At 32.5% G+C, this 21,720-nt stretch carries 19 protein-coding genes; 8 read left to right on the top strand and 11 right to left on the bottom strand.

The features are described from left to right. Positions 1 to 66: 66 nt before the first annotated feature. Positions 67 to 1,068, bottom strand: a complete 1,002-nt coding sequence (locus Q1B37_RS17430; RefSeq protein WP_299608777.1) for a MoxR family ATPase — start codon at positions 1,066 to 1,068, stop codon at positions 67 to 69. 261 nt (positions 1,069 to 1,329) lie between these two features. Between Q1B37_RS17430 and Q1B37_RS17425 the strand changes: the two genes are divergently transcribed. From Q1B37_RS17425 to Q1B37_RS17410, 4 genes are all read left to right on the top strand, one after another. Further along, entirely contained in the window at positions 1,330 to 2,079 is a 750-nt protein-coding gene (locus tag Q1B37_RS17425; protein ID WP_299608780.1) for an SDR family NAD(P)-dependent oxidoreductase, read from the top strand. A gap of 87 nt (positions 2,080 to 2,166) precedes the next feature. After that, a complete protein-coding gene (locus Q1B37_RS17420; protein WP_299608783.1) occupies positions 2,167 to 3,303 on the top strand; it encodes an ATP-binding protein in 1,137 nt (378 codons plus the stop codon). Positions 3,304 to 3,419: 116 nt separating this feature from the next. Further along, entirely contained in the window at positions 3,420 to 4,148 is a 729-nt protein-coding gene (locus Q1B37_RS17415; RefSeq protein ID WP_299900675.1) for a metallophosphoesterase, read from the top strand. 127 nt (positions 4,149 to 4,275) lie between these two features. Beyond that, positions 4,276 to 4,965, top strand: coding sequence for a hypothetical protein (locus Q1B37_RS17410; protein ID WP_299608789.1), 690 nt, complete (start codon positions 4,276 to 4,278; stop codon positions 4,963 to 4,965). 27 nt (positions 4,966 to 4,992) lie between these two features. On the opposite strand, the gene Q1B37_RS17405 is transcribed toward Q1B37_RS17410, so the two are convergent. The 10 genes from Q1B37_RS17405 to hemB form a co-directional block, all read right to left on the bottom strand. Then, on the bottom strand, positions 4,993 to 5,706 hold the full coding sequence (locus Q1B37_RS17405) for a 3'-5' exonuclease (protein ID WP_299900673.1): 714 nt from the start codon (positions 5,704 to 5,706) through the stop codon (positions 4,993 to 4,995). Continuing rightward, complete coding sequence (locus tag Q1B37_RS17400) at positions 5,696 to 6,850, bottom strand: serine hydrolase (protein WP_299900671.1); 1,155 nt, start codon at positions 6,848 to 6,850, stop codon at positions 5,696 to 5,698. Before Q1B37_RS17400 ends, Q1B37_RS17405 begins: the two co-directional genes overlap by 11 nt. Before the next feature lie 601 nt (positions 6,851 to 7,451). Next, complete coding sequence (locus Q1B37_RS17395) at positions 7,452 to 8,210, bottom strand: LytTR family DNA-binding domain-containing protein (protein ID WP_299900669.1); 759 nt, start codon at positions 8,208 to 8,210, stop codon at positions 7,452 to 7,454. Positions 8,211 to 8,213: 3 nt separating this feature from the next. After that, positions 8,214 to 10,169, bottom strand: coding sequence for a histidine kinase (locus Q1B37_RS17390; RefSeq protein ID WP_299900667.1), 1,956 nt, complete (start codon positions 10,167 to 10,169; stop codon positions 8,214 to 8,216). Then, on the bottom strand, positions 10,169 to 10,645 hold the full coding sequence (locus tag Q1B37_RS17385) for a methylated-DNA--[protein]-cysteine S-methyltransferase (protein ID WP_299900723.1): 477 nt from the start codon (positions 10,643 to 10,645) through the stop codon (positions 10,169 to 10,171). The genes Q1B37_RS17390 and Q1B37_RS17385 overlap by 1 nt, the downstream gene beginning before the upstream one ends. Further along, positions 10,645 to 11,763, bottom strand: coding sequence for a CNNM domain-containing protein (locus Q1B37_RS17380; protein ID WP_299608804.1), 1,119 nt, complete (start codon positions 11,761 to 11,763; stop codon positions 10,645 to 10,647). Before Q1B37_RS17380 ends, Q1B37_RS17385 begins: the two co-directional genes overlap by 1 nt. Positions 11,764 to 11,840: 77 nt before the next feature. Further along, positions 11,841 to 12,356 carry a DinB family protein gene (locus tag Q1B37_RS17375; protein ID WP_299900665.1) on the bottom strand — a complete coding sequence of 172 codons (516 nt, stop codon included), beginning with the start codon at positions 12,354 to 12,356 and terminating at the stop codon, positions 11,841 to 11,843. Next, a complete protein-coding gene (locus tag Q1B37_RS17370) occupies positions 12,356 to 12,754 on the bottom strand; it encodes a c-type cytochrome (RefSeq protein ID WP_299900663.1) in 399 nt (132 codons plus the stop codon). The genes Q1B37_RS17375 and Q1B37_RS17370 overlap by 1 nt, the downstream gene beginning before the upstream one ends. Positions 12,755 to 12,764: 10 nt before the next feature. Next, positions 12,765 to 13,145, bottom strand: coding sequence for a TerB family tellurite resistance protein (locus Q1B37_RS17365; protein WP_299900661.1), 381 nt, complete (start codon positions 13,143 to 13,145; stop codon positions 12,765 to 12,767). A 17-nt stretch (positions 13,146 to 13,162) separates the two neighbouring features. Next, positions 13,163 to 14,137 (bottom strand): porphobilinogen synthase, encoded by a 975-nt coding sequence (gene hemB, locus Q1B37_RS17360; RefSeq protein WP_299900659.1) that lies wholly within the window; start codon positions 14,135 to 14,137, stop codon positions 13,163 to 13,165. Between the two features lie 150 nt (positions 14,138 to 14,287). On the opposite strand from hemB, the gene Q1B37_RS17355 reads away from it, so the two are divergent. From Q1B37_RS17355 to Q1B37_RS17340, 4 genes are all read left to right on the top strand, one after another. After that, the gene (locus Q1B37_RS17355) at positions 14,288 to 15,376 is read left to right on the top strand and encodes a serine hydrolase (protein ID WP_299900657.1); all 1,089 of its coding nucleotides are present in this window, start codon (positions 14,288 to 14,290) and stop codon (positions 15,374 to 15,376) included. 77 nt (positions 15,377 to 15,453) lie between these two features. Beyond that, positions 15,454 to 16,335, top strand: coding sequence for an ABC transporter ATP-binding protein (locus Q1B37_RS17350; protein ID WP_299608820.1), 882 nt, complete (start codon positions 15,454 to 15,456; stop codon positions 16,333 to 16,335). Positions 16,336 to 16,337: 2 nt separating this feature from the next. After that, positions 16,338 to 19,937 (top strand): M1 family aminopeptidase, encoded by a 3,600-nt coding sequence (locus tag Q1B37_RS17345; protein ID WP_299900655.1) that lies wholly within the window; start codon positions 16,338 to 16,340, stop codon positions 19,935 to 19,937. Between the two features lie 197 nt (positions 19,938 to 20,134). Further along, positions 20,135 to 21,643 carry a carboxypeptidase-like regulatory domain-containing protein gene (locus Q1B37_RS17340; protein WP_299900653.1) on the top strand — a complete coding sequence of 503 codons (1,509 nt, stop codon included), beginning with the start codon at positions 20,135 to 20,137 and terminating at the stop codon, positions 21,641 to 21,643. The last annotated feature ends 77 nt before the right edge of the window (positions 21,644 to 21,720 follow it).

The following is a 21,720-nucleotide window of genomic DNA, read 5'->3' as shown; positions in this document are numbered from 1 at the left end:
GAATCTATCAAATCATACTTCTTATCTAATAATTATGAGATTCCTGCCTTCGCAGGAATGACAATCCTATGGTACTTCGATCTCGTTTACAATTTTATTGATAATATCTTCCGAAGTAACATTTTCTGCTTCTGCTTCGTAAGTAATACCAATACGATGACGTAATACATCATGTACTACCGCTCTAACATCTTCAGGAATTACATATCCTCTTCTTTTTATAAAAGCGAAACATTTTGCAGCCGTTGCTAAATTGATACTTCCCCTTGGAGAAGCTCCAAAATTGATAAGAGGTTTAAGATCTTCTAAACCATATTTTTCAGGATAACGAGTAGCAAAAATAATATCGAGTATATATTTTTCTATTTTTTCATCCATATAAACTTCTCTTACTGCTTTCTGAGCACTAAGAATTTGATCTATGGACACCACAGGATTTACTTTTTCGAAACTACCTTTTAGATTGGCCCTAACTATTAATTGCTCTTCTTCTAACTTAGGATAATCAATAACTGTTTTTAGCATAAAACGGTCTACCTGTGCTTCTGGTAATGGATAAGTACCCTCTTGTTCTACAGGGTTTTGTGTTGCCATTACTAAAAATGGTTTGTCCAGCACAAAGGTTTCATCTCCGATCGTAACTTGTTTCTCCTGCATCGCTTCTAGCAGCGCACTTTGAACTTTTGCTGGAGCACGATTGATCTCATCTGCCAAAACAAAATTTGCAAAAATAGGTCCTTTCTTTATAGAGAAATCATTCTCTTTCATATTATAAATAAGGGTTCCTACCACATCTGCAGGTAATAAGTCTGGAGTAAACTGTATACGACTAAAGCTTCCTTGTACCGCTTTAGACAAGGTATTAATAGCTAGTGTTTTTGCTAATCCGGGAACCCCTTCTAACAAAATATGTCCTTGTCCTAGTAATCCTATAAGTAATCGTTCTACCATATGTTTTTGACCCACAATTACTTTATTCATTTCTAAAGTTAGTAGATCAACAAAGGCAGATTCTCTTTGTATCTTCTCATTGATTGAAGCAATATCAATAGAACTATTTTCTTCCATCTATTCTTTTTTTTAAAGGCGTGAATTTAACATTCATGTTTCAGCAATGCAAATTGTTAAAATATTTTTCTTGTTCTTGTTAATTATAGGTTAAATGTATCCTCCTAAAATACGCTTACGCCCAAATTTTACAGTATATTTAGATCTTTTACTGAAAAACGGACGTAACAGTTTTCATCGGCTTTCGCGATGATGTTCTAAAAAGACGAAGGAGGAAGATGGATGTTGCAAAAAAAGAAATTAAACAAAATAATTCGATATATGAAAACGGCATTGATAACAGGAGCAACTAGTGGTATAGGAAGATCAACCGCTTTTGAACTTGCTAAACATCAAATAAATTTAATATTATGCGGAAGAAGACAAGAGCGTTTGGATCAGTTAAAAAGTGAATTAGAAACTGTAGTAAAGGTACATACGCTGTGTTTCGATGTAAGAGAAAAAGAAAACGTATTTAAAAACATTTCAGAACTTCCCAAAGAATTTGAATCTATTGATATTTTAATCAATAATGCTGGAAATGCTCATGGACTAGACCCTGTACAAACGGGAGATATAGAAGATTGGGATGCTATGCTAGACATTAATGTAAAAGGATTATTGTATGTTTCTAAAGCAATAATCCCAAAAATGATTGCTAAAAAGTCTGGTCATATCATTAACATTGGATCCATTGCTGGTAAAGAAGTATACCCTAACGGAAATGTATATTGCGCAAGTAAACACGCTGTTGATGCTATCAACAAAGGAATGCTAATCGATCTCAATGTTCACGGAATTAGAGTTGGCGCAATACATCCTGGATTAGTAGAAACAGAATTTAGCAATGTTAGATTTAAAGGAGATGATACCAGAGCAGATGGAGTATATAAAGGTTTTGATCCTCTAAGACCAGAGGATATTGCCGATATTATTGCCTTTGTGGTAACTAGACCTTATCATGTGAATATTTCGGATCTCGTTGTACTCCCAACAGCACAAGCTAATAGTGTTATTGTGAACAAAAATTGATAATTTGTTTATTATCATCCTATTGCAGACCCAATAAAAATAACTAAGTTTAACAGGGAAACGTGTGGACTGTTATTTGTGAATGGAATGATTAATAAACGCCTTCTTATCAAAAACCTACTTGCTCATAATGACGAAAACAGTTTTTATGACAAAAAACGCAAACTTAATATTGGTGAAAAAGAAGGCAAAGCAAAGTTTTTAAAACATATTTGCGCTTTATCCAATTCCAATCCCAAAAACAATTCTTATATCGTTATTGGTGTAGAAGATGAGGATAATGAAATTGAAGGTGTAGATTTCTTTGATGATAGTAAAATTCAGAATTTAGTCAATGCATATTTACAGAACCCTCCCATAGTGTCCTATGAGAATATTCCTTTTCCTCATTTACCATCTGACAAAGTCGTAGGTTTGGTAACCATAAGACCGCAAGGAGGTAAATTATGTGCGCTTCGGAAAAACATATGGAAATACTACGGTGGTAGCGTCTTTTTTAGAGATGGAAGCATTAGTATGCCCAAAGTTTTTGATATCGAAATCAAAGATGTAAACTCTGAAATTGTTAGTGCTATTGAAAGTCATGCTCAAAATAATATCGAACTGACTCTTGACGGTGTTTTTGATTTTATGAACTCTCGAAAAGACTATAGCCCTGCTTATAAAGTTTTTAAAGAGTATTTTGTGGTATGCTGGGCAGCGAAAGAAAAGCGTAAAAATGGTAAAACCTACTATTCTCGAGTAGATATAGAGCTTATTAATGAACATGTAAAACTCTTTTATTCGGAATTAGATGAAGTATCTATAACTTTATCAGAAGATCAGTTTAAAATTGTGGAGTATGTTTATATGGGACTACAAGATACTTATGAATATTATCCTCTGGAAGAAGTAGTCATTACCTTTAAAGCTAATGGAAGTTACGATATTGATAATAAGCTACTCTTTAAACCTCCACAATTTGACAAAAAAACACTTTATCATCTGTACAACAGTAATAATGCCTTGATTGAAAAATTAAGAAATAAAATACCTCTTAACAAGAATGATAAAGCGGATATGATAAATCTTCCTGCTACCTATCTTATTTGTTATTTAAATAAATTCTCTGAAGCCAAAGACAAATTGGAAGAAGCAAAACCATATCTTAAAGCATACAATTCTGATGTATATTCTATGTACAAAGAAAGTATGCGGATTTTGAGAAAAGTAAGATATAATTAAAACAATCCAATCACTAGGCTATATTCTTTCGATTTTCGTAAAAACATTCTTATATAAACCTGTTCTTACCTCTCAAAAAAATGTAAAACAGTATCTTGGCTTTTTAAATATTAAACATGAGTAGGACTATTGTTATTGGAGATATTCATGGAGCTTTAAAAGCGCTTCAACAACTAATTGAAAAAGCTAACATCACCAAAGATGACACCATAATCTTTCTAGGAGATTATGTAGATGGATGGAGTGACAGCGCTCAATTAATATCTTTTCTTATGAATTTACAGGAAACTCATAATTGCATTTTTATTAAAGGCAATCATGATGAACTCTGCTATACTTGGTTAACTAAGAACACCTATAATCCAAAATGGATGCAACATGGAGGTCAGGCGACTATTGATTCCTATAGCCAATTACCTAAAGAAGAGAAAACAGCACACCTTAGATTTTATGAAAGACTATTAAATTATCATATTGATAATCACAATCGATTATTTTTGCATGCAGGGTTTACAAATTTGCATGGTCCTCATCATGAATATTTTGATAAACTTTTCTACTGGGATCGAACGCTTTGGGAAACTGCTCTTGCCATAGATCCTAAACTAAAAAAAACAGATTTAAATTACCCAAAAAGACTGCTGCTTTTTGATGAGATCTATATTGGTCACACACCAGTGACAAGAATAAACAAAACAACTCCTGTAAACGCTACTTGTATTTGGAATATTGATACTGGAGCAGCTTTTAAAGGTCCCTTAACGGCTATGGATATCGATACTAAAGAATATTGGCAAAGTGATCCTGTGTATACATTATACCCTGATGAAAATGGGAGAAATTAATACCTCTTTATAGTAATCTAATACATAATCATCGCTCTAAGGAGCGATTTTTTTTGCAATATGTTTACCAAATCCCATATAAGTACACTAATGATAAATAAAAGATTAACAAATATATTCCCTACATATGAAAACTTTATCATTCATCATTGCATTCTTAGCTTTAACAAACTGTATCGCTCAAAACAATTGTAGTCCTTACTATCCTTCAAAAAAAGGAACAGAAATTACTTTGCATCATTTTAATCACAAAGACAAGCTAACTTCTAAAACAAATTATAAAATAGTAGATATAAATTCTACAAGTTCAGGATCAACCATTAGCATTCAAATGTCTATGATCGATGCAAAAAAGAAAAAAACAATAACTGATACTCAATTTTCTATTGAATGTAAAGATGGTGTTACTTCTATTGATCCTGAAACTATTATTTCCCCTCAGCTATACAAACAATATCAGAATATGGATTATACGATTGAAGGAAAAGGTATTGATATTCCTAATTCATTAACTGTTGGTCAACAGCTAGAAGATGGATATGTATCTATGTCGATCGATGCAGGTGTTATGAGTATTGACATGAAAGTGAACTTACTAAATAGAGAAGTGCAATCAAAAGAAATCATTACAACCTCAGCAGGATCCTTTGAATGTTATCTGATTAGCTATACCAACGAAGTTACTATGAGCATGGGAATGAAACAAACATTTATAGTAAAACAATGGATTTCCAAAAATGTTGGTTTGGTACAACAAGAAACCTCCAAACCTAATGGGAAATTGGTAAGCAAATCTGTTTTAGCAGCCTTAAATTAGCACAAGTATTGGACTTAAAATATTACATTAAACAGATATAATTTCGCTATCCTCGAGAAGTTCTTCTTGTCGAAGTCGAAGTAATATCTGAGCTACCGCCACAGTATCTTTTTCACAATAAATTAGTATACGATCGATATCATTTTCTTCGTAATACACATTTCTTACCTGACTGCCATCGATATCATCTTTTGGAGAAGGAATGCCTAATATATTTGTTAGCAACTTAAGAGAAGTATAATGTTTATAATCTCCAAATTTCCATAAATCCATGGTGTCTAAATGAGGAACTTCCCATGGTTTTTTACCAAATAAATTAAGCTTATAAGGCAAACTTATATTATGGATAATCATCCTTCTGGCAATGTATGGAAAATCGAATTCTTTTCCATTATGAGCACATAGTAAATGATGTGGAGTATTAAAGTGAGATTCTATCAAGTTTTTAAAATCAACTAGTAGCTGTTTTTCTTCCCCGTAAAAAGAAGTTGTTCTAAAGGATCTTGTTTCACCTTTAAACTTAAAATACCCGACAGAAATACAAACAATTTTTCCAAACTCTGCCCAAATACCTGCTCGTTCGTAAAACTCTTCTGGTGAGAATTCTTCTTTGCGTTGATACTTTGTTTTATCGGCCCACAGGTACTTCATTTCATCTGTCAACTGATCAAAGTTTTTTTGTTCGGGAACTGTCTCTATATCCAGAAACAGTATATGTTCTAAATTAATCTTATGAAGCATCTTCTAACATTTGATAAGCTTCTTCTATGTAGATAAAAAAATCTTCACTAAAAGAACCTTCTGGTAATCCACGATGATGACCTAACCTTACAATAATAACATCATCCTCTGGAATAGTAATTACATATTGTCCTAGGATACCTCTCATTACAAAAATATCCTTATCTAAGTGATCTGACAACCAAAATCCATAACCGTACATATCATCATTTTCAAACCGCTTTTGAGTAGCCAACTTCACAAATTCTTTAGGTAATATTTCCTTACCATCAAAGTTTCCATCATTCTTAAAAAGAACTCCAAAACGCGCAAAATCTCTTGCATTACTTGCAATACAACAATATGATTTTTCCATTCCACTCTCTTCACTATCTACTTGCCAAAGTGCATCTTCTTCCATACCCATAGGTTTCCAAAAACTTTCACTCAGATACTCGGATAGTGTTTTTTGCGTTGCCTTTTCAATGACCATTCCCAACAATTGAGTATTACCACTTAAATACACAAACTCTTTTCCGGGTTCATCAATAATTTCTAGGCCATTCATAACTTCTCTTAATTCTGGATCATAATACGCTCTGGCTGTAATTGAGAAAGGACTCGTATAATGCTCTGTCCAATTTAATCCAGAAGACATAGAAGAAAGGTCACCAACGGTTACCTTAGCCGCTAATCCTTCTGAAAAAGCAGGCAAAAAGTCGCCTATAGGTTGATCTATACTTTTAATATATCCATCCATAATAGCTTTTCCTAAGAGAGCTGTTGTAATACTCTTGGCCATCGAAAATGAATTGGTCTTAGAAGTTGTACCATAACCATCCGCATAGTTTTCGTACCATATTTCATCATTCTTGATGATCATAAAAGCTACGGTCCCCATTTCTTTATTTACTCTATTTAATGTTTCTGTTGGAGTAGCTTTGTTATAATCGGGATGTAATTTCCAGGGAATAGGTGTATCGGATTTTTTTATAACATGGTTATCAAAATATGTGTAGTCGTCGATATAAGCAGTTGTGTGTCCTGTCATGTACACAACTCTAACTCCTTTAAGAATATAATCATAATCAAATATGTAAAGTAGTATGACACACAATAAAATAATTGCAACTAAACCTTTGAATAATATTTTAATAATTTTCATGCAGATCGTTATTTGAATGTCTAAGGTATGAAATAACCCATTATCAACGTATTGATACTAATTAAAAAGATTCTACAGCTATTTTATCAGGTCCCTAAAAACAATAAATATAATCAGATGAAAATAAAGTAGGTATAAAAAAATGCCTGAAAGATATCCAGGCATTTATTTCAACGTTAGTTTAATTCGATTAAGCTATATTGCTGTTACACTTAACTTTGTTAGATACCAGCGTTGAGTTTGTGCAATATATGTAAGCAAAAAGAAACATCAGTTTAATATTTCTATTTATAACAATCTTAAGTTGTAACTTTACTACAAACCGAAAATTGGGGTTTCGGCAGACGTAACCATAGTGTGTTTACAATATTATTCTCATCAAAGCTATATACCGACGTTGTTCTTATCAAAGTTAGAAGATAATTCTCTAATAAAAATCGATACTATTTTTTTGGTAGTTCTGAGTGTATAAAGTGTATGTTTGAATGTATAAGTTGCACATGGACTACCAAAAATATTATGCATTCATAACATTTATTGTGGGAAAAAAGCTATAATTCTACTTATCAAATTAAGGAAAAAGATACTGTCTAACACTAAATTAAATCACATTTAGCCTTTGATAAAGTTCTTTTTTGGAGTCTCTTGCTATAGGTAATGATTTTTCATCAGACATAACTACATATCCTCCCTGATCCTTAACCAAAGTATTAACCTGATCTAAATTGATCAAATAGGATCTATGAATCCTAAAAAAGCCAAAAGGTTCTAGCTTGGATTCTATGTATTTTAAATTTTTAGAAATAACAATTTCTTTTTCGTTCTTTCGGATCAAGGTTGTATAGTTTCCGTTACTTATACAGTATAAAACACTGGGAATCTTAATTACATGAGTTCCTCTCGAATCGGTAATAGAAATTTTTGGAACTTCATGAATTTTAGAATATAATTCTTTAAAATTGGCAATTACTTCTTCTTTGCTCTCTACTTTTTCCTGTAACTGAATTGTCTTATTAATGTTTTCTACTAAAAGTCTTGGTTCTATAGGTTTTAGCAAATATCCTATAGCATTATACTTATACCCTTCTACGGCGTATTGATTATAGGCAGACACAAAAATAATTTTGAAATCAATAGTTTCCAGCTCTTCCAAAATATCAAAAATGGTAATCGACCCTAATTGCACATCGAGGAATACCAAATCTGGATTTTCATTCGATAGTCCTTCAATAATAGAATTCTTATCCCAAGCTTCACCTATTATTTCTACTTGTGGACAGTAGTTTTTTAGTAGTAGACTTATATTTTCTCTATCCTTTTTTTCATCATCAATTATAAAACATTTCAAAACATTTTCCATCTGCTAACTTTCTTTAATAATTGGCAACGCAATAATCACTTCGGTTCCCGCTGGCAACCCCTCATCATTTTTCAGATCATTAATTATAATATTCGCTTTGGCAGCTACTATTTCGTTTAAGATTTCAAGCCTCTCATAAGTATTCTCGGTAGCAATTGACAAATGAGACGTTTCATTTTTTTTATTTTTCAGCTTTTCTGAGGCTTCCCTACCAATACCATTATCTCTAACGTTACATACTACAGTATTGTTTTCCTTTTTAAGTTTTATATTTAATTTCCCTTTAAAAGGAGAATGAGAAAACCCATGAATAATTGCATTTTCTATATAAGGCTGGATCACCATTGAAGGAATTTTAGGATCCTGAGCTTCTAAAATAGGATCCACATCAAATACTGCATCAAAACCTTCTTGAAATCGACCTCGTTGCAAACTAACATATGACCTAATTACCTCAACTTCTTTATTAAAATTAATATAGACACTATCTGAGCTGTTTAGTACATTTCTAATCAATCCAGAAAGCTCCGTCATATATTCATTCGCCTTTAGATTGTCTTTTTTCAAAATATAATTCTGTAGTGTACTAAAGGTATTAAACAAGAAATGTGGATTCATAGAAGATCTCAATGAAGTAAGCCTTGTTAGTGCTAATTTTTCATTGATCTGATAATACTTTATTTTACTTCGGTATGCCCTAAACATAAAGACCAAAACAGTGATGCATAACAATATTCCTAATAAATAACTCAACCATTTTGATTTACTTACTTCTTTCTCAATCTCAGAGTTTTTCTCCTCTAAACCTGAAATCACCTCTTCTTTTTCGAGAAGTAAATTTTTACTTTCATTTTTTGCTACCTCTTTACTTACCTTAACTTTTAGCTGGAGAGATTCTAAATCTCTAATCTCTCGCAATGTCTTAAGACTAGCTTTAATATTTCCTCTTTTTTCATATAGCTTGGAAAGATCTTCTTTTACTGTAATAAGATCCGAAACATCCTTTTTTCTTTCAAAATATTTTTGAGAAATTAGAAAGTACTCCAAAGCCTTTTCATAATTTCCTAGGCCTGTTTGAATAGCACCCATAGTGTGCATTAATCCAGGATATAAATCATCTCCATCTTTATAAGTAAGATTATCATTCTCCCATGATATATTGGTTCTAATTACTTCTAAAGCTTCTTTAGGCATATTCTTCAAATAGTAAGACCAAGCAATATTATTATACACCATGATACAATGTCGTGAGTTTACTTTTTCCTTTTCACAACCTAATGATGCCATTCTAGAATAATATAAAATCGAATCTACCTGATGATCTGGATATGAAGCTGATAAATTTAGATAGGTAGTGGGTTTTCTTTTCTTCGTATCTGCCGAATCAACATAGGATAATGCTTTTTTAAAATCCATTTTAGCCTGCTCCTGATCTCCGATATCCAGAAATAGCACTCCTCTATTTAAAGAAAGCTCCCATAAGAATCTCGTATTATTTTCTTTATGGGAAAGTTCCAGACCTTCTCCAAAATACTCTAAAGCCTTTATGTATTCACCTATTCGATTATGAATAGTCCCTAACCTACTCTTTATATAAATCAGACAATCTACATCATTGGTTTCTTTGCAATTCTTCTCTAAAAAATCCAGAACCTGTAATGATCTGATATATTCTCTAGTCTTGGTGGTAAAAAAGTATTCAACTCGTTTAATGGATAGTTGTAAACTATCTACTTCATAACTATTCTGAATCAAAGTAAAAGCTCTGTCGTAGGAATCTTTAGACGCTTGGATTTGTTCAGCGTTAAAGAGACTATCTCCTTCTTTTATTAATTTTTCTATAGATTTCTTCTCTAGATCGTATGTTTTTTTTAATTCCTTGTCTAAACCATCTTGGCCTACCATTTGGAAACTTACTCCTAATAAGAAAAAGAAAAAATAATATTTGAAGCTTAACATTAAAAAAGAGTTTGTTGTTTTATGGGACTTTCATGATCTAACAACCATTTTTTACGCCATAATCCACCAGCATAACCTGTAAGAGAGCCATCACTACCAATTACACGGTGACAAGGAATAACTATCCAAAGTGGGTTTTTTCCATTTGCAGAAGCAGCAGCTCTAATGCATTTTGGATCTCCTAGATTTTTGGCGATATCTAAATAAGTAACCGTTTTACCAAACGGAATTTTGGTTAGCTCTTTCCATACTTTTTTCTGAAAATCCGTTCCTGATGGATTAAGTTTTATATCAAAGTGATCTCTTTTCCCTTCAAAATAATCCTGCAACTGTGTCACAGCTTCCTTAAGTGCTTCTGGAATAATATTAGTGTGTTCTTCTTCGGTATTATTTGTAATTGAAATTTCAGAAACCCCCTTTTCATCTCCTGTAATAGAAGCAATGCCTAACGGAGTTTCTATGAAGGCAGTGGCAATCACTCTCCTTGTTTTTCAGTTAAAATACCCAATTTTCTTGCTCTGATTTCCCAATTTTTACGTGCTAAAATCTGCATATCAGTCTCATTGTCACTTTCATCTACAATCTCTAGACCTAATAGTGTTTCGATAACATCTTCCATGGTTACCAATCCACTCACAGAACCATACTCATCTACTACCAAAGCAATATGATTTTTGGTTTGAATCAATTCGTTAAACAAATCAGGAATAGGCAGGTTTCTAGTTGTAAAGATTATAGGTCTTTTTATTTCTCCTAAAAGCTTATGACCATTTTGATTAGCCATTTCTTTGAAAATTTCGTCTTTAAGTACCTGACCTGTTATATTATCAGCTTTATCCTTATATACAGGAATTCTAGAAAATCGTAGATTTTGATTTTCATTAAAAAATTGTTCCACCGTTGTGTTTTCTGAAGCAGTTTTAATAACCGTTCTAGGCGTCATTACATCTTTGGTCAATACTTCTTTAAACGTTAGCAAGTTTTTAATGACTCTAGATTCAGACTCTTCAAAAACACCTTCTTCTTCTGCAATATCAGCCATTGCTGTAAAATCTTCTCTACTTAATACAGATCCATGATGTCCTTTACCACCTATTAATTTTGTGGTTAATTGTAAAATCCACAGAATACCTGTCCATTTTAATGGCCAAATCAGTATGTTTAAGGCTTTCGCAGTAAAATTAGCAAGTTGTTTCCAATAGGTAGCTCCAATAGTCTTTGGTATAATCTCCGAAGCCACTAAAATTAATATGGTCATGATCGATGATACCACTCCTACCATAAGATCTTCAGTCATTTCCATGCCCAAAATTGTTGTGGTCTTTGATCCATAAATTTCTGCATATGCTACTTTTGCCTGAACACCTACTAGAATTGCACCAACTGTATGCGCAATGGTATTAAGTGTTAAAATAGCGATCAACGGTCGATCAACGTCTTTTTTTAATTTTTCTAAAGCGGTTGCATATGCTTTACCTTCCTTTTTCTTAACGTTTATAAAGGTTGGAGTAATACTTAATAATACTGCCTCTAAAATAGAACACAAGAAAGAAAAGAAAATAGATACAACTCCGTATACGATTAGTAATGCCATAATTATTTATTAGTTGGTTTTGCTAAAGTACGGATTTGGTATTCATTTGTAAAAATAAAAAGTAAGAATACTTATTGCTACCAACCCACATATTTAGGAGGTTTGATTTCATTTAGATTAAGATATACGATAAGCTGCCCTCTATGATGGGTAACATGATCCTGTAACAAATTTAATATTTGAAGCTTTGATTTAGGTCCTGCAAAAAAATCAACTTTATCTGCTAAAGTCTCCTCTGATGTCTGTTCTATCCGCGCATGTGCCTTATCGAAAGAATCTTTTACAAACTGTATCAATTCATTTTTGGTATCAGGTGCACTTTCGTTAAATTTTTGTCTATCAAATTCCTCTTCAGAAAAATAGGTTGTGCTTAACCATGTCATATTACCACAGATATGTAATAACTGAGATTTAAAGTCCATTTCTCTCTCTGAAGGTCTAAAGGCATACTTATCATCAGGCATTGATTCTGCCATTGCTACGAGATATGCTTTAGAGTTCTCCCATTTTTCTAAAAATGCAGATTTAGGAGTAAGCTGTTGTGCCATGACAGGAAATGTTATAAAAACTAAAACAAAAAATACATGCTTCATTACTTAGAACTCACTTCATTCATATACAAAGCAATTGCTTCTAATTCCTCATCGGTAAACTTTTCCAGTCTAGTGAAATTGGTTTTCATTACAGCATAATTCTCAGGATCTACAATAGGATCTTTCTTTTGTCTCAAAAATCCAACTACATCTCCGTTCTGTTCTTTATAAATCTTCATAATAGCAGTTACACTTGGACCAACAGATTTTTTATCCATTCTATGGCAAGAGTAACAATTTCCTTTTCCTTTGAATAATTTCTCACCTAATTCAAACTCAGGAGACGCTGTTTCTTTCTTCCCTCCGATTACAATTTTTTCTTTTTCCTGCTTTTTTTCTGACTGACAACTTGTAGCGATACATACAACGCTTAAGAGTGCAATAACAATGTTTTTCATTTGTGTGATCTTAGGTGTTAAATAAATTATCTATATCTTTTTTAAATCTCTCTAAAAGGTCTTTAGAGAAATTAGTGATTACTTTTTGTTCGTTAGCTTCAATTCCATCTTTAGCTTCAGCAATTCTAGTTAAGGAATAGATCATAAAATCGTACTCTTCATCCGGACCGTTATCCGAAAAAACTTCAATTATTTTTTTATACAAGGTTTCGATATCACTATCGTTCCTATTTTCATAATCAAAAGACCATTTTATATCTTGTCCTTTTGGATGCGCTTTTAAAATTTCTTCTAATACATTGACTTCTTCTTTTTGAATGACACCATCGCTCATTGCAATTACATACAAAAGTTCTCCAAAAGTCTGATACAATCGATCTCTGCTTACCATAAAATTTTTCTTTAAAACTATCCTAAAAGTCGAACTACATCCTTTGCAAAATAACTAGCAATGATATTAGCTCCTGCTCTTTTAAATGCTATTAATTGTTCCATCATAATAGCATCGTGATCCAACCATCCTTTTTCTGCTGCGGCTTTTAGCATGGCATACTCTCCACTAACTTGATACACGGCTACTGGCACATCCACAGCATCACTCACATCTCGTAAAATATCCAGATAAGCTAATCCAGGTTTTACCATTACAATATCGGCACCTTCATCGATATCCATCAATGTTTCTTTTATTGCCTCATCTCGATTAGCAAAATCCATTTGGTATGTTTTTTTATCTCCAAAACCTGGTGCCGAATCTAATGCGTCTCTAAATGGACCGTAAAAAGCTGAGGCATATTTAGCACTATAACTCATGATGCCTGTATTTTTATAACCTTCGGATTCTAACAATTCTCGGATAGCTAGTATTCTTCCATCCATCATATCACTGGGTGCCACAAAATCCGCTCCTGCTTGTGCATGAGATAAGGACATTTTAGCTAAGACTTCGCAAGTAGGATCATTTACAATATATCCATTTTCTACAATACCATCGTGTCCGTAAGAAGAGTACGGATCCAAAGCTACATCGGTCATTACCAGCATTTCTGGAGCTACTTCTTTTACTGTTTTTATAGCACGCTGCATAAGACCATCCGCATTGAGTGCTTCGGTTCCTTGATTATCTTTTAAATTATCGGGTACTTTTACAAAGAGTAATACTGCTTTTAGCCCCATTGCCCACAACTCTTTGACTTCATTTTTTAATAAATCCAAGCTATATCGATAGTATCCAGGCATCGAAAGTATCTCTTGCTTTACATTCGTTCCTTCAACCACAAAAAGTGGCACTAAAAAATCATTGGGTGTTATAGTATGTTCTCGAACCAAAGATCTAATAGCTTCTGTAGTTCGTAATCTTCTATTTCTGCGTAGTTGATGCATTACAATGTGCTAGTAATTAATAAGAATGGTAAATATACCAACTTATCCCTTAATTCCTCACTCAAGATTTTCATAAAATTGAACCTAATTTGTAACAATCTATTCACATTCCCTACTAATTTCATTGAAGTCCATTTTAAAAAAAGAAAAATGATAAAGAAAATCATAATTGTTATCGGAATTATCATTGGTATTGTCATATTACTTGGCGCAGCAGGCATATACTACACTCAACCGAATGAACATTTCGTTTTGGACTTTATAAAGAAAAATCCTGATAAAGCTGCAATAAAACTTATACGTAATGGTTCTATAATCGCTGAAAAAAACGTTGATAAGGAGATGCCTTTGGCAAGCACTGTTAAAATAATTCTTGCTATTGAATATGCCATCCAATCCTCTAGTGGAGGATTAAATCCAGAAGAAGCTATTCCAATCGAAGAACTAGAAAAGTTTTACATTCCTAATACCGATGGTGGTGCGCACCCACAATGGTTAACATCAGTAGAATCAAAAATTACAAATAACAGCATATCTATTAGAGAAATTGCTAAAGGAATGATTCGATATAGCTCGAATGCTAATACCGAATGGTTAAGTAGAAAGTTAGGTTTGGAAAAAATTAATCAAAGAATAGATAGCTTAGGTATAACTGATCATACAGACATATACTATCTTGCATCTTCCTTATTTGTTGGGAAAGAAAAGTTTCCAGGTAGCAAGGGTAAAGATTTAGAAAACAAACTTAGAGATCTAAGTATCGAAGAATATAGAGAAACTACCAATACGATCCATTCAAAATTAGTAAAGGACACTATGTATAAGGCCGGCATTGGAGATCTAGGAATGAATATTCAAAGAATATGGTCAGATAATTTACCTGCATCTACTGTAAATGAATATACTCAATTAATGAAAAAACTAAATTCTAAGTCATATTTCGATTCAAAAACTTATGAGTATTTGGATGAAGTGATGGAAGGGCTAATGGAAAGTGCAGGAAATCAAAAATGGTTCACCCATGCTGGTATGAAAGGAGGATCTACTGCATTTGTTCTTACCAAAGCACTTTATGCTACTGACAAAAAAGGCAATACTACAGAGTTGGCTTATTTTCTAAACGATTTAGGAATTATGGAAAGCAAAAAGCTTCGAGCAAGCATGAATCAATTTGAACTCAAGATTTTAACGGATAAAGAATTCCGTGATAAACTTGCTAAGACATTAAATAATAAATAATTACAAACAATAACTTATATAATAGTACAATATAGAAATTTGTACGAATTACTAAACTTAATAAATGATAATTACTTATGCTCACGATAAAAAATTTAAGCAAAACATATCCAAATGGAACCAAAGCTCTTAATGATGTAAATCTTACCTTAGAAAAAGGAATGTTTGGCTTATTAGGACCTAACGGTGCTGGTAAATCAACATTAATGAGAACCATTGCTACGTTGCAATTGGCAGATACTGGATCTATTAATTTCGATGGAATTGATGTATTTAAACAGCCAGAAGAATTAAGAAAGATATTAGGATATTTACCACAGGATTTTGGTGTATATCCAAAGGTTTCTGCAGAAATGATGCTTAATCATATAGCAAAAGTAAAAGGAATTACCAACAGTGCTGAACGAAAAGGATATGTTGCTGATCTATTAAACAAAGTAAATCTATATAAGTTTAGAGATCGTAATCTTGGCGATTTCTCTGGTGGAATGCGACAACGTTTTGGTATTGCACAGGCATTACTGGGAAATCCAAAACTTATCATCGTTGATGAACCTACTGCTGGCTTAGACCCTTTAGAACGTAATCGTTTTCATAATTTATTAAGTGAACTAGGAGAAAATGCGGTTGTAATTCTGTCTACACATATTGTAGACGATGTTACCAATCTATGTAAGCATATGGCAGTGTTTAATGAAGGAACTATCCTTGCGCAAGGAAACCCTCAAGAATTGTCTGCTACACTTAATGGTAAAATATTTAAAAAACAAATTGAAAAATCTCAATTAGAGCATTACCAAAACAACTATACTGTACTCTCTAATTACCTAAGAGGTGGTCAGTTCTTTATCAATATCTATAGTGAGACAACTCCTGAAGAAGGTTTTGAGCAGATGGAAAATGGCTTAGAAGAATTTTACTTCTTTAGTATCAATAAAAACCAAAAGCAACCAGTATAATTATGAAAGAAATATTTTTATTCGAATTACAATATCGCTTTCGTAGACCAGCTACCTGGATTTATGCTGGTTTAGGTTTAGCTATGGCGCTATTAGTAGCAGTATTTCAAAAATCAATTACTGCTCAGTTTGTTAATAGTCCTAATAATATTATTGATGTTATTGCTCCTATTTCTGTTATTTCCATTTTCTTTTATGCGGCAATTATGGGAGTTCCTATTTTTAGAGATCAGGATCATAAAACTGCACAAACGTATTTTACCTTTCCGATTACACAAAAATCGTATGTTTTAGGAAGGTTTTTTGGAAGTTTTGCCATAGTAACTTTCCTAAACTTATTTATTGTTATTGGAGCCATTATCGGCTTTACAACAGGAATGTATTTGGATCGACCAGATTATGGTAGCTATGACTCTTTTAACTTGGCGTCCTACATACTACCATTTATATTTATTTTAGAAATAAATGCATTTTTAATTGGATCTCTATTCTTCTGTTTGATGGCTTTTTTCAAAAAAATGCCAATCATTTATCTAGGAGGTATCTTTTTATTCTTGCTTTATAGTATCTCTGGAAATTTATTATCCAATTTAGATAATCAGTGGTTAACGGTTTATCTAGATCCTTTTGGTGGCAGAGTATTTTCTTATGTAAAAAAATATTGGTCCATCAACGAATTAAACACAAACCAATTACCAATCTACGGTAAGTTTCTACTTAATAGAATGATATGGTTTGCTCTTGGGATGTTCTTTTTTCTATTGACTTTGTTTAAGTTTGATTATAAAAAATTCCTAATTTCTGGTAAGAAAGAAAAGAAAAGTAAAAGCGATCAGGAAACACCATCTTTTGTAGGTGTTATTTCTCAGATATTTGATAAAAAAACAGAACGAGGAAATCTTTTATCACTTAGTAAGATTGAGTTTTTATCGATCGTAAGAGACCCAGTTTTTATCATATTAATCATCATTGGTATTATCATATCCTTGATTACCATTTTTAATGCCAATGAAACCTATGGTACTCCCAACTCTCCAGTAACAAGATTTATAGTGACCTTTATCTCTGGAGGAATCTCTCTTTTGTCAATAGTGATTTTAATTATCTATTCTGGTGAAGCTGTACATAGAACTCGCAAAAACAAAACCTTTGTATTTTATGATGCGCTGCCAATAAACAATACCAGTTTATACTTTTCTAAAGTGCTTTCTTTAGTAGGAATAGCTGTAGTATTGGCGTTGGTAAATATTATCATTGGTATTTTATTCCAAACTTTTAATGGCTATTTTGGTTATGAATTAGGAATGGCTGTCTTGTATAACTTCGCGCTAATTCTTCCAAATTTTATTGCCACAATTTTCTTATGCTTTTTTGTACATGTTTTAGTAAATAATAAGTTTTTAGGTCATTTTATCATTATTCTAATATATATCGGGCTTCCTCTTTTGGTAGGGCTAGCTTTTAAAAGTAGTAATCCTTTGTTCATATTTTCAGGAACCACACCACTTTTCTTAAGTGATCTTAATGGATTTGGTCATTATATGCATGGTGCTTTTACCCTTAGCATGTACTGGATTTTAATGATGGGTATTCTATTGGTTATTGGAACCTTATTCTGGAATCGAGGGTTTTTCTCTTCGGCAAAAGAGCGATTTACACTCGCTAAAAGGAGACTTAATTTTAAACTGGTAGGTGCTTTCCTCTTAGTAGTAATTGCATTCTCATCGGTGGCGGGTTACAGCTACTATAACCTGAAGGTACTGAATCGTATTGAAGATGGTGATTATATTAATGAAATTGCTGCCAATGCGGAGAAAAAATATGGTCGATTGATCAATCAGGCACATCCACAAGTAACAGATCTAAAAGCTTATATAGATGTATATCCTAATGAAAGAGGATTAAAAGCTATAGGAGAGTTTAGTATCATCAATAACTACAATACTCCTATCGATACCTTATTGCTAAGAGTACAATACCCAGCGCTGCATACACAATTAGAAGAAGTAACTTATAACGGCGAAAAAATAAAACCTGTTATTTCCGATTCTGTAACTAGAATGTATTTTTATAAGTTACCAAATACCCTGCAACCTAAAGGGACTGCTGAGTTGTCTATTGCTATGTCTGCAGAAACCAAAGGATTTTCTAATAGTATGGAAACAAAAGTTTTAAACAATGGTACTTTTTTCGATAATTCTATTTTTCCTAGTTTTCATTACGATCGAACCCTTTCGGATAATGGAGTTCGTAAAAAATATGACTTAGAAAAATTAGATTATCTATATCCACCGAGAACTGATTCTACAGCGCTTAAGAAGAATTTATTTAACGAAGATGCTAATTACATAAATTTCGAAGCTGTTGTTAGTACTTCTTCTGATCAGATTGCTATTGCACCAGGTAAGTTGGTAAAAGAATGGAAAGAAGGTGAAAGAGCTTACTTTCATTATAAACTAGAATCCCAAACAGATCTTTTCTTTAATGTGGTCTCTGCGCGATATGATGTAGAAAAATCCACATGGACAGCTCCTAGTGGCAAAAAGGTAGATATAGAGATTTATCATTCTCCAAAACACAAAAAGAATCTACAACATTTTATAGATGGTACTAAAGTAGCTTTAGAATATTGTTCTAGAAACTTTTATGAATATCCGAATTCTGTAATAAGAGTTGTAGAGTTTCCAGCTCATTCTACGTTTGCACAATCATTTGTAACTACGATTCCATATTCTGAAGATTTTGGATTTGTAGCGGATTTCGAAAAAGCAGAAGATTTTAACTATGCATTTCGTGTTACAGCTCATGAGGTTGCACACCAATGGTGGGGACATATTGTTACTCCAAGTAAAACTTCTGGAGCTAATATTATTTCAGAGACCTTAGCAGAATACTCTTCTCTAATGACGATGAAAAAGGAATATGGAGAAAACGGTATTAAAAACTTTCTTAAGTACTCTCTGGACACATACTTACGAGGTCGTGCCTTTAGTTTTAAACCCGAAAGATCTTTAATCAATGTTGAAACCGGAGGTTATATCTGGTATCGAAAAGGATCTATGGTTATGTATGAATTACAAGATATTATTGGCGAAGAAAAAATCAATACCGCCTTAAAAGGGTTCTTAAATGAATATAAAAATTATGAAAAAGGAGTCTATCCTACTTCAGAAAATTTATATGATGCGATTTATAAAATAGCACCAGATTCTCTTAAATATTCCGTAGAAGATGGTTTTAAAAAAATTGTGTTGTATGAAAACCGTGTTAAACAAGCGCAGACAAAAAAACTAGATAACGGAAAATACGAAACTACCTTTACTGTAGATTCTAAAAAAATCTACTACGATGATGAAGGAAAAGAAGAACGTACCGATGATAAAACCAATTATATCGAAATTGGTCTGTTTGGAGAGGATATTATCGATGAACAAGACGTTCCTCTTAAAAACCCATACTATCTAGAAAGAAAGTGGTTAAAACCTGGCGAAAATACCTTTACGATTACCACGGATCAAAAACCAGAAAAAGCAGGAATTGATCCATATAATAAATTAATAGATCGAAATTCTAATGATAATCTATTAGGAGTAGAAGAATAGATCTTATACGATTTTAGTTAGTTAAATGCTGAAAATCACGATATGAAACATCTGTTTCTATTGTGATTTTCTTTTTATATCGCATTCTGTAACAATTAATTCTACCATTCGTCTTCTTCATATAGTAATAAACCAAGCAACTCTTATAGACATTTCTGCGTCTATACATATAGATCAAAAAACGAAATCATCAAATCATGAATACCAAAAAACTTACAGTATTTTCTATTTCCTTATTATCAGGTTTTATGCTATCGGCACAAACCATAAGTTCTACCGTAGTTGATAAAAAGACTAATGAGCCCATTCCATACGCTACTATAGAATTAGCAAAAAATAGAGGTGTCATTACAAACGAAGAAGGAAAATTCAGCATCGCGTTAGATGAAAAACTTGCTCAAATAGATTCTATCTATATCTCTTCTATGGGATATCAAAAAGTTGGAATTGCATTAAATGCAATTTCTGACAGCATTATATATATAGAACCTAAAGCTATTGAACTTAGCGGTGTTTTTATCTCTAATAAAAACCTAACTATCGATGAGATTATCGATAATGTAAAAGATAATCTAGCACAAAACTACAGCACTGATTTATCTCATAAAAAACTATTCTACCGACAATCCGATTTTAGTGATTTACATAAAATCAATGTGAAATTTAAAAAATCTACGATTAAAGAATTTAATAAGAAATTTATCGATAGCGTTATCTCTATCATTCCTAGAAAATCTGCGTATTATACGGAAGCATTATGTGACTTATATGGTGATTATGATAAACAAAAACTGAATATCATTAAAGGAGCGGAGTTATATGACAAGAGTAATGATGGTTCTATGGAAGCGCTCTCGGATAAACTCGAGGATATCCTGAAAAAGAATGTAAAACCTAATTCGTACCTAAAGATTAAATCAGGTTGGATTCTGGGTACAAAAGTACAAATGGATTCTATTTTTGATGCTAACGAAGAAGCTGCAGAAGTTAAAGAAGAGATCGAAAAACCTAATAAAAATGAAGAAAATTACTTCTTAAACTACCGAAAATCTTCCTTAAAAAGTTTGTTATCTAGTATGTTCTTTCAGGAAGACTCTCAGCTGAATTTTATTGATAAATCCGGAAGATATCGATTCGAGTTAATCGATTATACTACTATGGATGACAGCAGCGTATATATTATCAATTTTGAGCCAAAACGAGGAGCTGATTTTAAAGGCACCATGTACGTAAACACCGAAGATTTTGCGATCATGAGAGTGGATTATGAAAATGTAAAAAACTTGCGAAATTTCGGATTATTGGGAATCAGTTTTCACGATACTATGTATAAAGGAAAAACAATTTTTGCAAAAGGTGAAGATGGTAAATATGGTGTGCGTTATATAGAAAAAACGAGAGGAAATGTATTCGGAATCGATCGACCACTAAAGATCATCGAAAAAAATAAGTTTGTAAAAGGAAGACGCAAACAAAACGAACTATCCTTAGGCTTAGATATTGGTGCTGGTGAGATCAGCAAATACGAAGTAGTTGTTTTCGACACCAAACCTATTACAGAAGCTGAATATCAAAACAGTAAAGAAAATAAAAGCATTAAACCGCAATATATGTCTAAGTATGATCCAGAATTTTGGAAAGGTTATAATATCATAGAACCTAATACAGCGATCAAACAATTTACAGCTATCGAAGGAGAGTCCTAGAAGTAGACCAACTTTAGTTGGTTTCTATACTATCCAGACCTTTGAACCAATAAGATATTCGTCTTATTTTAAGAATA

The sequence above is a fragment of the uncultured Aquimarina sp. genome (assembly GCF_947492965.1).
GTDB lineage: Bacteria > Bacteroidota > Bacteroidia > Flavobacteriales > Flavobacteriaceae > Aquimarina.
The sequence above is the reverse complement of the archived record's forward strand: the minus strand, read 5'-3'. Positions and strand labels throughout refer to the sequence as shown.

Excerpts from the sequence above, each read along its gene's own strand:
- Q1B37_RS17350 (WP_299608820.1), top strand. The coding sequence starts at position 15,454 with ATGCTCACGATAAAAAATTTAAGCAAAACATATCCAAATGGAACCAAA.
- Q1B37_RS17430 (WP_299608777.1), bottom strand. The coding sequence starts at position 1,068 with ATGGAAGAAAATAGTTCTATTGATATTGCTTCAATCAATGAGAAGATA.
- hemB (WP_299900659.1), bottom strand. The coding sequence starts at position 14,137 with ATGCATCAACTACGCAGAAATAGAAGATTACGAACTACAGAAGCTATT.
- Q1B37_RS17365 (WP_299900661.1), bottom strand. The coding sequence starts at position 13,145 with ATGGTAAGCAGAGATCGATTGTATCAGACTTTTGGAGAACTTTTGTAT.
- Q1B37_RS17415 (WP_299900675.1), top strand. The coding sequence starts at position 3,420 with ATGAGTAGGACTATTGTTATTGGAGATATTCATGGAGCTTTAAAAGCG.
- Q1B37_RS17405 (WP_299900673.1), bottom strand. The coding sequence starts at position 5,706 with ATGCTTCATAAGATTAATTTAGAACATATACTGTTTCTGGATATAGAG.
- Q1B37_RS17400 (WP_299900671.1), bottom strand. The coding sequence starts at position 6,850 with ATGAAAATTATTAAAATATTATTCAAAGGTTTAGTTGCAATTATTTTA.
- Q1B37_RS17395 (WP_299900669.1), bottom strand. The coding sequence starts at position 8,210 with ATGGAAAATGTTTTGAAATGTTTTATAATTGATGATGAAAAAAAGGAT.
- Q1B37_RS17390 (WP_299900667.1), bottom strand. The coding sequence starts at position 10,169 with ATGTTAAGCTTCAAATATTATTTTTTCTTTTTCTTATTAGGAGTAAGT.
- Q1B37_RS17425 (WP_299608780.1), top strand. The coding sequence starts at position 1,330 with ATGAAAACGGCATTGATAACAGGAGCAACTAGTGGTATAGGAAGATCA.
- Q1B37_RS17375 (WP_299900665.1), bottom strand. The coding sequence starts at position 12,356 with ATGAAGCATGTATTTTTTGTTTTAGTTTTTATAACATTTCCTGTCATG.
- Q1B37_RS17420 (WP_299608783.1), top strand. The coding sequence starts at position 2,167 with ATGATTAATAAACGCCTTCTTATCAAAAACCTACTTGCTCATAATGAC.
- Q1B37_RS17370 (WP_299900663.1), bottom strand. The coding sequence starts at position 12,754 with ATGAAAAACATTGTTATTGCACTCTTAAGCGTTGTATGTATCGCTACA.
- Q1B37_RS17380 (WP_299608804.1), bottom strand. The coding sequence starts at position 11,763 with ATGGCATTACTAATCGTATACGGAGTTGTATCTATTTTCTTTTCTTTC.
- Q1B37_RS17340 (WP_299900653.1), top strand. The coding sequence starts at position 20,135 with ATGAATACCAAAAAACTTACAGTATTTTCTATTTCCTTATTATCAGGT.
- Q1B37_RS17355 (WP_299900657.1), top strand. The coding sequence starts at position 14,288 with ATGATAAAGAAAATCATAATTGTTATCGGAATTATCATTGGTATTGTC.
- Q1B37_RS17410 (WP_299608789.1), top strand. The coding sequence starts at position 4,276 with ATGAAAACTTTATCATTCATCATTGCATTCTTAGCTTTAACAAACTGT.
- Q1B37_RS17345 (WP_299900655.1), top strand. The coding sequence starts at position 16,338 with ATGAAAGAAATATTTTTATTCGAATTACAATATCGCTTTCGTAGACCA.